The organism is Clostridioides sp. ES-S-0048-02 (assembly GCF_020658495.1).
Taxonomy (GTDB): Bacteria; Bacillota; Clostridia; order Peptostreptococcales; family Peptostreptococcaceae; genus Clostridioides.
Genome location: NZ_JACVWH010000002.1, coordinates 36089 through 48841 on the forward strand (window position 1 = coordinate 36089; position 12753 = coordinate 48841).

A 12753-nucleotide genomic window follows, 5' to 3' on the forward strand; every position below is an offset into this window, starting at 1 on the left:
TATTTAGTGTATTACTTAATTTTTTTAGTATATTACTTAGTTTCTTTAGCATATTATTTAATTTCTTTTGATTTAAAGATGCCTTGCTTATAAAATTGTCCTGAATAAGGAATAGATAAAGCAAAAAATGCAATTATTACACCTGAAACAATAATCAAGAAATTAATAGATACCATATCAGCAAGTGGTCCAAAGAGTATCATCCCAAGAGGTATAAGACCAGTATATATAATAGTAGGTAAGCCCAATACACGACCTTGCATTTCTGGTACTACATGTTCTTGCAACATGGTCATAGCTGTTGCTTGAATAATTGGGATTGAAAAACTGGTAAAAAACATGAATATGAAAAATTGCCAAGCTTGTGTAACAGACCCCAAAATAATAGAAAAGATAGCATAAGATAACATTGCCAAGAAAAATGTCTTATTTCGATTTTTAAAGCCACCAAATATTCCTATAACTAATCCACCTAGAACCATACCTGAAAAGCCAATCATTTCAATAATAGATAGATAAATATACCCCTTACCAAATGTACGCTCAATCAATAATCCTATAAGAAAGCCTGATGGTACACAAAGAAAAATGAAAGCGCCATAAGTAAAAACTACTTTTCTAATAAATTTATCCGAAAAAGAGTATTTTATTCCAGATATCATGTCTGCTAAAAATGATACTTTTTCAGTTTGTTTTATTATATTATGTTTAGGTATTTTAATGAAGCAGAGTAATACAATAGCAATAATTGCAGTAATAATATCAAGTAAAAGTACTTGAGATATTTTATTTCCTAGACCAAGAATTGCTGCGGATACAATAGGAACTATAAATTGAACTATAGATTGAATACTGCCATTTATACCATTAAAACGCATTAAGTGTTCCTCTGGCACAAGTTGAGGAATCAGTGCATTTACAGCAGGTGTCTGTACACCACTTCCTAAAGAACGAATAATAGATACAACAGCAATTGCGATTAATTCATTTTCTCCTTTAATTCCTGACATCATAAGCATAAGTAGTATTAGTGTAGAAGCAGCGATTATAGCATCAGATACAATGATGAGTATTTTTCGATTATAGTAATCTGCCCATACACCTGCCAAAAAAGATATTAGCATTTGTGGTATGAAGGAGCATACGGTTAAGATTGTTACCCATATGCCTGATGACGTTTGAAGTGTGATATACCATATCATTGCCATCTGTACAAGTGATGAACCAAATAGGGAAATATATTGGCTCACTAAAAAGGTAAGGATTTTTTGCTTCCATGTAAAATGAGTATTTTTGTTTTCCATTCTATTCCTCCTTTGATTTGTGTGTTTAATTTTTCTTGCTCTTAAGAATAACACACAAATCAAAGTATGGAGTTAGAGTGGAGGGTTAAGAAAATTGTTCTTTCATGCTTTGAAGATGAGATTTCATTGTTTTTGCGTTGTATTCCGCCTCTTTCAATGAGGTTATCAATTTGTCACATACTGAGATAATTTCATCATCGTCTTTTGGAGTGTCAATAACAGTTTTAATATTAGCATTGGGATTACAAGACAAAGCATTTAACATTCTTAAAATAGCTGAAAGAGAATAGTTTGCAGAGCGTAACGAATTAATAATTTTAAGGCGCTTTATATCTTCATCAGTATATACACGATAACCATTTTGCTTTCTTTTTACTTTTAACAACCCGTTCATTTCCCAATTTCTTAAAGTATCTATTGTAACCTTTAAGTATTCTGAGGTTTCTTTTCTAGTTAAAAATAACTTGTCTGTCTCTTGTGTGTTTCCATTTAAAATTTCTTTAACAATATTGATTGCTTCCTCAGCATTTGATTTTTCTATTTCTAATTGTTGTAAATAATGACTAACAAGAGAAATAGCTTTGTCAAAATCTTTATTTGCTGATGTTCTGACAATCTCAATTGCATTTTTTCTCAATCCTCTTTGCGTAACTTCAATTTTTAAGGCTGTACGAGCAAATTTAAATTGCTCTATATGAAAATCGTTAAAAATACGATAGCCATTAGGATTACGCTTAGGTTTAGGTATTAGTTCAAGTTCTTCATATAAACGTACTGTATTAGGATGTATACCAATTAAATCTGCTATTTCTGATGTTGTGTAGGTATTCATTTATATTCAACTCCTCTTGTGTGTATATAGCATCAACAATAATATCACTAAACGAAAGTCTGGTGTTATAGTGGAGGGTTGTTATAATCATTCCATATACAACTATTCTATTATAGAAGTAAGTATATGTTTTTTAATAAGCTGCCATCTATCACGAGGTTTAAAAACTATCTTAGATGGTATTGCTATAACCAAATCGTACTTTGGTATACAACAGATGGCATTTCCTCCAGCTCCCATTGCTGAATACCAAAGAGTTCCATCTTCTTCACATAGCCACCATAGATAACCATACTCATTGGAATTCATTTTGGTTGATTCTTCAATCCATGATTTAGATATAATACATTTATTATTCCAAATACCATCATTTAAATACAGAGAACCAAATCGTAACATATCTCTGGCACTCAATGTAAGTCCCCAGCCACCAGCAGTATTACCTTGCCTGTCTTTTGCCCAACCTTTAAGATTTTTTCCAAATAAATCTTCAAAATCAAAATTTTCTATATCATAATCGGGTATTTCTCTCATACCAATAGGTTTGAATAGATGTTCATTAGCAAACTCACGAGCACACTTTCCTGTAGTATTTGTAATAATAGCTGAAAGTAGGTGAACTCCAGCTGAAGAATATTTGAAAGTTCCAATGTTTTTGTTTTGACCAAGTTGATTTAGGGCATATTTTACCCAATCTCGTTGTTTAGAAAGTCTCTCTAATGATTCAGTTGTATTTTTAAAAGGGTATGGTGCAGTCATCGTAAGCAAGTGGCGTATAGTTACTGCTTTTTTGTATATATCAGCAGGGCTACAATTATATTCAGGAAAAAAATCAACAACTTTTTGCTCAACATCCTTTATATAACCCTTGTCTATTGCGATACCAATTAGGGCTGATATGATACTTTTTGTGACAGATGCAACATGAAAAGTATCGTCAGCATTATAACCATTATAATATTTTTCAAAGACGATATTTCCTCTTCTCGCTATGATTATTGCGTTTATATTGCTATATTGTGAGATTATTAAAGGTTCAAGCTGTGAAAGTTTTTTTGAATCCATTCCAACACTTGAAGGGTCTATATTTTCAAATTTCAAATCTAAGCAGTAACCTTTATCCATTATAAATACCTCCCTGTTATAGACTTTGAGTTTTCTTTTAGTTGTTGAGGAGAACCCTCTGCAATGATATATCCGCCTTTGTCTCCTCCTTCTGGACCAAGTTCAATAATCCAGTCACAAGTATTTAGAACTTCTATATCATGTTCAACAACAATTACAGAATTTCCATTTTCGATTAATTCATCCAACAATTGAATTAGTTTAGCAGTATCATACAGACTTAGACCAGTAGTGGGTTCATCCAACACATAGAGGATATTGCCTTTTCGTTTTTTACCAATATCTTTTGCAAGCTTGATTCTTTGAGATTCTCCACCACTTAAAGTAGGGGTAGGTTGACCTAGTTTTATATAACCCATACCAATTTGTTCTAGTACTTTTAAGTGTGAAACAATATTTGGAGTATCTTCAAAAAAAACAACAGCTTCAGATACACTCATATTTAAGACATCATAGATATTTTTATTCTTATATTTAATGGATAGGGATTCATCATTAAATCTTTTTCCATGACACTCATTACATATACTGTCCATACTTAAATTATTTCCCAACCAGATTTTTTCATATCCACTACCACTACACTTAGGACAAGCACCTTTTGAATTGAATGAAAAATGCCCAGCAGTGAAATTTTGTTTTATTGATTCTGGTTGACCTGCAAATAAAACACGTATCTTATCCCATATCCCAATATAAGAGGCAGGAGTTGAGTTCATATTTCTACCAATAGGAGTTTGAGATATTTCTGAATATCCAGAGATATATTGTGTACCACTTAATTTATCAGCAATAGTTTCTACAATTGTATAATCATCCTCATTACTTACTTCATTTTCTTTAATAGTGGTTTTATTATTACTTGCTTGATTGTTGAAGTAACTTCTAAGAAGAGGGAGTAATGTATCTGATATAAGGGAACTTTTTCCACTACCAGATTTTCCAGCTATTCCAACCATAGCACCTAAAGGTAATGATGCAGTAATGTTTTTAAGATTATTTGTACTTGCATTTTGAACAACTATACAATGCATTTTTTCAATGTCCGTAATATTTTTAGATGATGTTCTAGTAGGCATGGAGTATTTTCCTGAGATATATTGTCCAGTAATTGATTCATTTGACTTAAGTAGACCTTCTAAATCTCCTTGATATATTAATTGTCCACCTTCAATACCAGCTTTTGGCCCTATATCAATAATATGTTCTGCCATATTAATTGTATTTTTGTCGTGTTCAACTACAATGACAGTGTTACCTAAATCTTTTAAATCTTTAATGGATTTTAGAATGTCGATTTTTTCGGATTCATGTAATCCCGCAGTTGGTTCGTCAAGTACGTAAATTAATGAGTCCATCTCTGAATCAAGGTGAGAATTTAAAAATAGCCTTTGTATTTCTCCACCACTTAAAGTTGACATCTCTCTGTATAAGGACAGATGACCTAGTCGTGCCTTTATTAGATTATTTGTCTTAATTAAAATATCAGCTATTAAATTTTTACCTAGAATAGTTAGTTTGTCTTGATTCAATAATGACTTTAGGAATTCATGAACTTCTAAAATGCTCATCTTTCCAAGTTCACCAATATGCTTTCCATTTAATAAAACTTGGCGTGCTTCTTCACCAATTTTAAAACCATGGCACTCAGAACAAGTAGTCATGCTATAAATACCATTTAAGTCTTCACCTCTTTGGTGACGACCATGAAGTACTTTTGCTAAAGAAGAACTTTGTTTTCCATTTTCATAGTGACCATATAGTACCTCGTTTTGTACTTCCTCAGGCAATTGTAAGAATGGTATATCTAAGTAATCTTTGAATTTTTTAGATAACACTCTCAAATATCCTGGTGTGATTTGGGCTCTATCCAAAACTTTTTTTAGGGTAGTGCGCTTATCCAAGATAAGTTTTTCAATATTAATCTCAAAGTATGCTCCACGTCCAGAACATTTCATACACATTCCATCTGAAGAGGTATATGAGAAATAACTTGGTCTTAAGCGTTCTTCTTTATTACCACAATTATTACAAATAAGATTGTTGTCTACAGGAGTGTTACACGCAGAACATATTACTTGTCCTTCTCCTGCATATAATAGTGTAAGCATACTAATAATATTGGTTCTAGTACCTACTGTTGAACGAGGATTACTCTGACGGATGATATTTTGTTTAACAGCTATAGTAGGAGCTAATCCTTGAATATTGTCAAATTTATTCTCATTATCAATGCCTGAAAGTATGCCTAAGGACTGTAAGTACTGTTTACGCCCTTCCTCAAATACAATATCGAACATAAGACTGGATTTACCTGAACCACTAACACCTGTTGCAACTACAAGCTTATTTTTGGGGATAGAGATATTTATATTTTTTAGGTTATGTATTTTTGCACCTTTGATTTTTATTTCTTTCATTAATTCACCTCATTTTATTAATTTTATCAAACTATAAAATTAGTATGTTTTAATCATTAATATAAGAAGAGGTTAAGCGAAATCATAGTATTAAAAAGGCTCTATAGGTAAATATATATCAACTATATGTTTATTTTGTGGGTGACTATTTGGGTCATTAAGATATACTTCAAAAGGAAAAGAATTACGTAGTTTATGCTCATCATTTGATAGCCATTCATTATACATAAAATCCCAAGCATCACTATATTCATCTTGAAAAATACTAAAATGTCCCACCAGATATTTCCCAGAAGGTATTGTAATATTGCCAAGGTCGCTATTTTCTTTGACAACAATATTATCTGGAATTGTCATACAAATACTAGTCCTCAAATGATGTTCTTGTGTAAATTGAGGATTATCATGATAAATAGCTAATATCTTTGTCTTTTCAAGTTCAATTAGATTCTGCTCATTTGCATAATCAAAGAGTTTTTCTACAATCTTTGGAAAGTGACTGGCCAAATTTCCATATGACCCAGTGTATCTAATATAAGCTGTATTTACATTATCAAGTTCTAAGATTTCAATTTCTCCCTTAACCTCTCTCTTATTTTTAGATTTAAGTTTTGATATGTGTCTATTATACTGAGAAATTTTATATGGTTCTTTGCAATTCTTGCTATAATTGTTTCTATATTTTATAGGGCTTATCTTATAATAATTTTTGAAGGCTCGCGAAAAAACTGCGGAATCAGTAAAACCGAAATAATGTGCAATATCAGTAACTGTCATATCAGTACGATGAATAAGAAAAGAAGTGGCTCCTTCTAGTTTTAACCTATTTACATACTGTGACAATGTTTCTTTTTCTATCGCTTTGAAAATTCTATGAAAATGAAACTTTGAAAAACCTGCTATATTAGAAAGCTCTTCAAGAGAAAGAGAATCATACAAATGCTCTTCTATGTAGTCTTGTACTTTGCAAATACGACGTAAGTATTCTTTTTTAATTTGGGAATCGGTCATAAGTATACCTCCTTATTGTAAAAATATATATTTTAAATACCCTTATTTATAGTAAATAAAGCGTTGAGTATGTGAAATTTAAAGTAAAAAAATGTTAAATAGATTTTTTATTAGGAGTTTTTCTTATATATAACAACAATTTATATTATAAGAGAATTTCTATCTTACTTTGTAACACTTAGTATAACATAGTGATATATTTTTAGATTGTATATTTGATTATACATTTATATAAAGTTAGAGACTATAACATAGACAAAAACTTAATATCTAGTAGGGTTGTAAACTTTGATACTAAGAACAATATATCAATTTTAAGAAAATGTTTACTAAATAATAAAATATTTATATTAAAAAAATTATTAAATTTATTGTTTAAATAAAAAAGTTAAATCTCATCTATTAACATAGAGCCTTTAAAACTTTAAAATGAAAAATATAGAAGAATGATTTTTAATAAAATATAATCATCTAATAAATTATTAAGAAATACAAAAATACTTACAAACAACTATTTATTTGAATTGGGGGAATAAGAATATGAACAATGGTTTTTATCAATTAAATTCAGCAGTATTATATTTTAACGAGCGAAGTGATGTAAACAAAATAAGGTTTAATCACTATATAATGAGAAAAGAAAACATACAAAGATTAAGGGGAACTTTACCAAGGGGACAGTTTATGATGACTGTAAGAAAGGCTGCATCTGACCTTGATTTATCAATATCTACAATAAGTAGGCTTGTAAATGAATTTATAGATTTAGGAATATTGAGACTAATAAGTCGAGGAGTGAAGGGAAATTGTTGCTCTGTATATAGTTATATATGCTCTGAAAGTAATGATACAGGTGTAATAAAGAAACGTAGAAGTTTTTTTGAAGATATATTAGAAAATATTAATGAAACAAATAATAGTAGCCAAAAGGTATCAAAACATGAATATAAGTATGACAAAGATAAGACCAGTGATACCAATATGTATAGCTATGTAGATAAAGAGTATAGACAATGGGGTTATGACCCAGAACTTCATACTGTAGATGAAACAGAAGATGTAACAAAGAAAAAAGAATTATTAAAAAAAAATTTAAAAAAAGAGTTATTAAAAAAGAACTCCAAGAAAAATACTGATGTGGAAGAGGAATACTGCTATATAGAAAGTATTTATGAAAATATTATAAAAAAGTTAAATAAAGAGTCAGGGGAAAGTTTTAGGTTTGATTCAGAAACAGATAATAAACTTATAGCTGAAAGAAGAAAAGAAGGCCATAGCTTAGAAGATTTTTATAAAGTTATAGAATCAAGAGTGAAGAGCTGGAAGGAGACTCCTACGCTAGTGGATATAAAGCCAGAGATTCTATTTGGTCATGAATTCAAGACTTACTTAAATAAAAAGTGATTATAGTGGATAAGAGATATAAGTGGATAAGAGATATACTAGAATAGATATTATGAAAAATCTAAAATTTAGATATAGTTTATGTTCAGATATATTATATGTATAGAAAATAGGATTATTAGTGTTATTAATAATAAAAAATATTACTGGAATTTTTAAAATTCCAGTAATATAAAATTTAAATTACAGTAATAAATAAGAAAATTTTTATAAACTATATCATTAGAGTTATATACTATACTGTATCAACTTCATATTCTAATATTTTTCCAGTGATTGCACTGATTGTTATATCATATTCATTATTTCCCTTTATTATTTCGCCTTCATATTCTTTATCATCTTTATCATATTCAAATTTTACTATTTTACCACCAGGTACTTTGTTTAGCATTATTGACTTAGCTTTTTCAATGCTAATTATAGAGTTATTGTTATTAGAATCACTATTATTGTGATTATTATCAAAGTCATCATAATCATTATCATCATAATCATCGTCCATATCAATATCTATAATTCTTCCATCAAATGCATTTATCTCTATTTCATATGTTTTATTATCTTTTACAACTTTAGCCTCATATTCATTATCGTCAGCATCATATTTACAGTATATTAAATTACTATTAGGAATGGCATCTAGTATTATAGATTTAGCTTTATCTAAAGATATATTTTTGACACCTAAATTATTATTTATATCATCATCTTTTTCAATTTCTATTATTTTACCAGAGTAGGCATCTATTTCTACTTCATATACAATATTATCCTTTATAACCTTACTGTCGTATTTATTATCATCTTGGTCGTAGTAACAAACTAAAACATTACTTTCTGGAACAGCTTTTTTTAATATTTCCTTAGCTTCAATTAAAGATATTTTTTTAGTTTTATTTCTTATATCGACATTTTTTAGCTTTAAGATATCCTCAAATGCTTTTTGGTTATCACCTCCGCCAACTTGTGTTACTTCTTTTATGTCTTTATTGTTAATAAAATCTTTTTGGCTGTTTACAAGAGTGCCATTAGATATTATTACAGGAGAATTTTCTTTGGCTGCCAATACTCCTATTGATAATGCGTCTACTAGTGCATTTTCCTTGTTCATACCATCTTTAGTAACAAACACATTTTTTATACTTTTGGTTTTGTAAAATTGTTCAATAATTTTGGCATTGGTATTGTTTCTATCTGAACCACTGATTCTTTCTTTATTCGGATATTTTTTTACTGTATTGTCTGATAAAATCTTATTTCCACCAACTATATAAGATTTTTTTATAGACCTATTGTTTAAGAAATTTATACTGCTATTATTGCTGTTTTCCTCTGATACTAGTATTATAGGCATATTATGTATTGCTGATGGAGAAGCTATGCTAACAGCATCAGATAACCCCTTTAATCCATTTACAACTGCTACATTTTCCACTTTTTTTATTTTATCTATTTCTTTAAGTAAATTTGTAGACATTTCATAGATATTATTTCCTACTATTTTATTTACCTTTATGTTGAGTGATTTTATTTCATTTTCTACTTTATTAGATATACTATTTCCACTGTCCACTATATATACATTATCTACGCCAAGTCTTTTAAGTTCAGTTTTAGTTGAACTTTCTATACTATTATCATTTACTAATAGTATAGGAGCATTTTTTAATTTAGCAAAAGGATTTGCACAAAGTGCACTTTGAATAGAGTTGCCATTGACTATAATTGCTACTTTTGATTGAACCCATCCTAATTTACTCACTTCTACAGCCGTTTCATATCTTGTTTTACCTATTAATCTTTCTTGCTTTGTTATGTTGTTTGCAAAGATTACTGAAGAGCTAGAAAAAAACATCATACCTGCCACTAATATAGCTAAGTTTTTCTTATTCATATTTTTTACCTCACAATCCTTATATTTTATTATTTAGTATGAACTAGTAAAATATAATCTTAAAATCAAGTTACTATTAAATGTAACATTTTAAAATTAACAGATAAGAGTATTCAATATAAAGCTTTTATTTTACTATTTAACATTGTATCATAAATCTTTGGGAAAATGTTTTCGATATTGAATATATGTAAATCAGGATGGATTATTTTTATCATTTGATAAATAGGTTTTTCCCCATTATTTCATGTGTTCTAAAACAGGGACAAAGTTTATTCCTAAATCTGTTAGGAAATATTCTACTTTAGGTGGAATTTCTTGATAAATTTTTATAGTATTTAATTAAAAAATAAAAAAACTATTGACTTGAAGTTAACTCTAAGTAGTAAAGTATAATTATAGAAAATTTATAAATATTTAAAAACATAAATTAAAGTAGAGAATACATAAAGGGGGAAGCAGGACAATGGAACAAAAAAAATTAGGGTTTGGGTTAATGCGTTTACCAATAAAAGACGAAAATGATGCTACAAGTATTGATATGGATTACTTAAATAATATGGTTGATACTTTTTTAGAGAGAGGATTCACATATTTTGATACAGCATATGTATACCATATGGGTAAAAGTGAAATAGCACTTAGAGAATCTCTAGTAAAGAGACATAAAAGAGAAAGTTTTACAGTAGCTACAAAACTACCACTAATGGCTTTAAAAACAAAAGAAGAGCAGGAGCCTATTTTTAATGAACAGTTAGAAAAATGTGGTGTAGATTATTTTGATTATTATCTTTTACATAACATTGGTGTATCACATTATGAAATAGCTAAAAAATTTGACAGTTTCAAGTTTATTGAAGAAAAGAAAAAAGAAGGAAAAATAAAAAATATTGGTTTTTCTTTTCATGATAGTGCAGAACTATTAGACAAAGTATTGAATGAGCATCCAGAAGTAGATTTTGTGCAGTTACAAATTAATTATTTAGATTGGGATAATGAAAGCATACAATCTAGAAAGTGTTATGAAGTAGCAAAGAAACACAATAAACCTGTTATAGTTATGGAACCAGTAAAAGGTGGTACACTAGCAAAAATACCAGAAAGAGCAGAAAAATTATTTAACGATTATAATCCAGATATGTCAGTGCCATCATGGGCAATTCGTTTTGCAGCAAGTAAAGATAATGTCATGATGGTTTTAAGTGGAATGTCAAATATGGAACAACTATTAGACAACACAGGTTATATGCAAAATTTTGAACCATTTGTACAGGAAGAATATGATGTTATAAATGAAGCGGTGGAAATTATAAATGAAGCAATTGCAGTTCCATGTACTGCTTGCCAGTATTGCGTAGAAGGATGTCCAAAAAATATCGCTATTCCAAACTATTTTGCTTTATACAATGCAGAAAAGCAAGCTCTTAATACTGGATTTTCAACACAAATGGTTTATTATAATAACTACACTAAAACTTATGGAAAAGCATCAGATTGTATTGGATGTAAACAGTGTGAAAAAAATTGTCCACAACATATCAAAATTGTAGAATCTCTAAAGAATGTAGCAGAAATATTTGAAAAATAATTGCTACTATAAAATAATTAATGATATATAAAGAACTTGAAGTTAATTAAGTATAAGTGAAATAATTAATGTTATATAGAAAAGTTGAAGTTAATGAAATATAAGTAAAATAATTAATGTTATATAGAAAAGTCGAAGTTAATGAAATATCAGTTAAACTATTTAATCCGATTTTAAATTATACAGTATCAAGAAAGGATGAGGATTTGTATGACAATTTCAGAAGTAAGTAGAAAATACGAACTTTCAGCAGATACTTTACGATATTATGAACGAATTGGTTTAATACCACCTGTAAATAGAAATAAGAGTGGAATTAGGTCTTTTACAGAAAAAGATTGTGAGTGGGTTAATTTCATCAAATGTATGAGAAGTGCAGGACTTTCCATTGAGACATTGATTGAATATGTAACTATGTTTCAACAAGGGAACAAAACTATCAAAGCGAGAAAAGAACTTTTAATAGAACAACGAAATCAGCTTTCTAGAAGAATTGAAGATATGCAGAAAACTTTAGAACGATTAAATAGTAAAATTGATGGATACGAGGATAAAGTTATTGAAAAAGAAAAAACATTAAAAAATAATAGTGAGAGTCAAAGAACGGAGGTATTGTCTTATGAATAAAAGTGTACTTGTATTGTCTGCAAGCCCTAGAAAAGGTGGTAATTCTGATTTATTATGTGACCAATTTATGCAAGGGGCATTAGAATCTAAAAACCAAGTAGAGAAAATATTTTTAAAAGATAAGGATGTTAAATATTGTATAGGATGTGGAGTCTGTTACGAGAAAGGTGGAAACTGTTCACAAAAAGATGACATGGAAGAAATTCTTGAAAAAATGATTAAAGCAGATGTGATTGTTTTGGCAACTCCAGTTTATTTTTATACTATGAATGCACAGATGAAAACTATGATTGATAGAACTTGTTCGAGATACACTGAAATTTCTGGAAAAGAGTTTTATTTCATCGTTGCCGCAGCCGACAATAGTGAGCAGGCTATGGAAAGAACATTAGAAGGATTCAGAGGATTTACGTCATGTCTAAATGGTGCTAAGGAAAAAGGTATAGTGTATGGCATAGGAGCTTGGCATGTAGGTGACATCAAAGAAAGTGTAGCAATGAATCATGCCTATGAAATGGGCAAGTCAGTGTAGTGAAGAGAGATTT

Annotated in this window: 11 protein-coding genes; 4 read left to right on the top strand and 7 right to left on the bottom strand. The window is 29.3% G+C overall.

Annotated elements, in window-relative coordinates:
- Window positions 1–53 precede the first annotated feature (53 nt).
- The 5 genes from IC173_RS03075 to IC173_RS03095 form a co-directional block, all read right to left on the bottom strand.
- Entirely contained in the window at window positions 54–1304 is a 1251-nt protein-coding gene (locus IC173_RS03075; protein ID WP_227855140.1) for an MFS transporter, read from the bottom strand.
- Between the two features lie 85 nt (window positions 1305–1389).
- Window positions 1390–2136 carry a MerR family transcriptional regulator gene (locus IC173_RS03080; protein WP_227433751.1) on the bottom strand — a complete coding sequence of 249 codons (747 nt, stop codon included), beginning with the start codon at window positions 2134–2136 and terminating at the stop codon, window positions 1390–1392.
- Between the two features lie 102 nt (window positions 2137–2238).
- Window positions 2239–3261 (bottom strand): serine hydrolase domain-containing protein, encoded by a 1023-nt coding sequence (locus IC173_RS03085; protein ID WP_227433752.1) that lies wholly within the window; start codon window positions 3259–3261, stop codon window positions 2239–2241.
- Window positions 3261–5681: an excinuclease ABC subunit UvrA gene (locus IC173_RS03090; protein ID WP_227855141.1), complete on the bottom strand. Its 2421-nt coding sequence runs from the start codon at window positions 5679–5681 to the stop codon at window positions 3261–3263. Before IC173_RS03090 ends, IC173_RS03085 begins: the two co-directional genes overlap by 1 nt.
- A 90-nt stretch (window positions 5682–5771) precedes the next feature.
- Window positions 5772–6692, bottom strand: a complete 921-nt coding sequence (locus IC173_RS03095) for an AraC family transcriptional regulator (RefSeq protein ID WP_227433754.1) — start codon at window positions 6690–6692, stop codon at window positions 5772–5774.
- 540 nt (window positions 6693–7232) lie between these two features.
- Between IC173_RS03095 and IC173_RS03100 the strand changes: the two genes are divergently transcribed.
- Complete coding sequence (locus IC173_RS03100) at window positions 7233–8096, top strand: conserved phage C-terminal domain-containing protein (protein WP_227831551.1); 864 nt, start codon at window positions 7233–7235, stop codon at window positions 8094–8096.
- A 235-nt stretch (window positions 8097–8331) separates the two neighbouring features.
- Here IC173_RS03100 and IC173_RS03105 read toward each other — a convergent pair whose 3' ends face one another.
- Together IC173_RS03105 and IC173_RS20905 are read right to left on the bottom strand one after the other, a co-directional pair.
- On the bottom strand, window positions 8332–9993 hold the full coding sequence (locus tag IC173_RS03105) for a cell wall-binding repeat-containing protein (protein ID WP_227433756.1): 1662 nt from the start codon (window positions 9991–9993) through the stop codon (window positions 8332–8334).
- 240 nt (window positions 9994–10233) lie between these two features.
- Entirely contained in the window at window positions 10234–10326 is a 93-nt protein-coding gene (locus IC173_RS20905) for a winged helix-turn-helix transcriptional regulator (RefSeq protein WP_227433990.1), read from the bottom strand.
- A 133-nt stretch (window positions 10327–10459) separates the two neighbouring features.
- On the opposite strand from IC173_RS20905, the gene IC173_RS03115 reads away from it, so the two are divergent.
- The 3 genes from IC173_RS03115 to IC173_RS03125 all read left to right on the top strand — a co-directional run bounded on the left by IC173_RS03115 (window position 10460) and on the right by IC173_RS03125 (window position 12740).
- Window positions 10460–11581: an aldo/keto reductase gene (locus IC173_RS03115; RefSeq protein WP_227433757.1), complete on the top strand. Its 1122-nt coding sequence runs from the start codon at window positions 10460–10462 to the stop codon at window positions 11579–11581.
- Window positions 11582–11791: 210 nt separating this feature from the next.
- Window positions 11792–12208, top strand: coding sequence for a MerR family transcriptional regulator (locus tag IC173_RS03120; protein WP_227433758.1), 417 nt, complete (start codon window positions 11792–11794; stop codon window positions 12206–12208).
- Window positions 12201–12740, top strand: coding sequence for a flavodoxin family protein (locus IC173_RS03125; RefSeq protein WP_227433759.1), 540 nt, complete (start codon window positions 12201–12203; stop codon window positions 12738–12740). The genes IC173_RS03120 and IC173_RS03125 overlap by 8 nt, the downstream gene beginning before the upstream one ends.
- The last annotated feature ends 13 nt before the right edge of the window (window positions 12741–12753 follow it).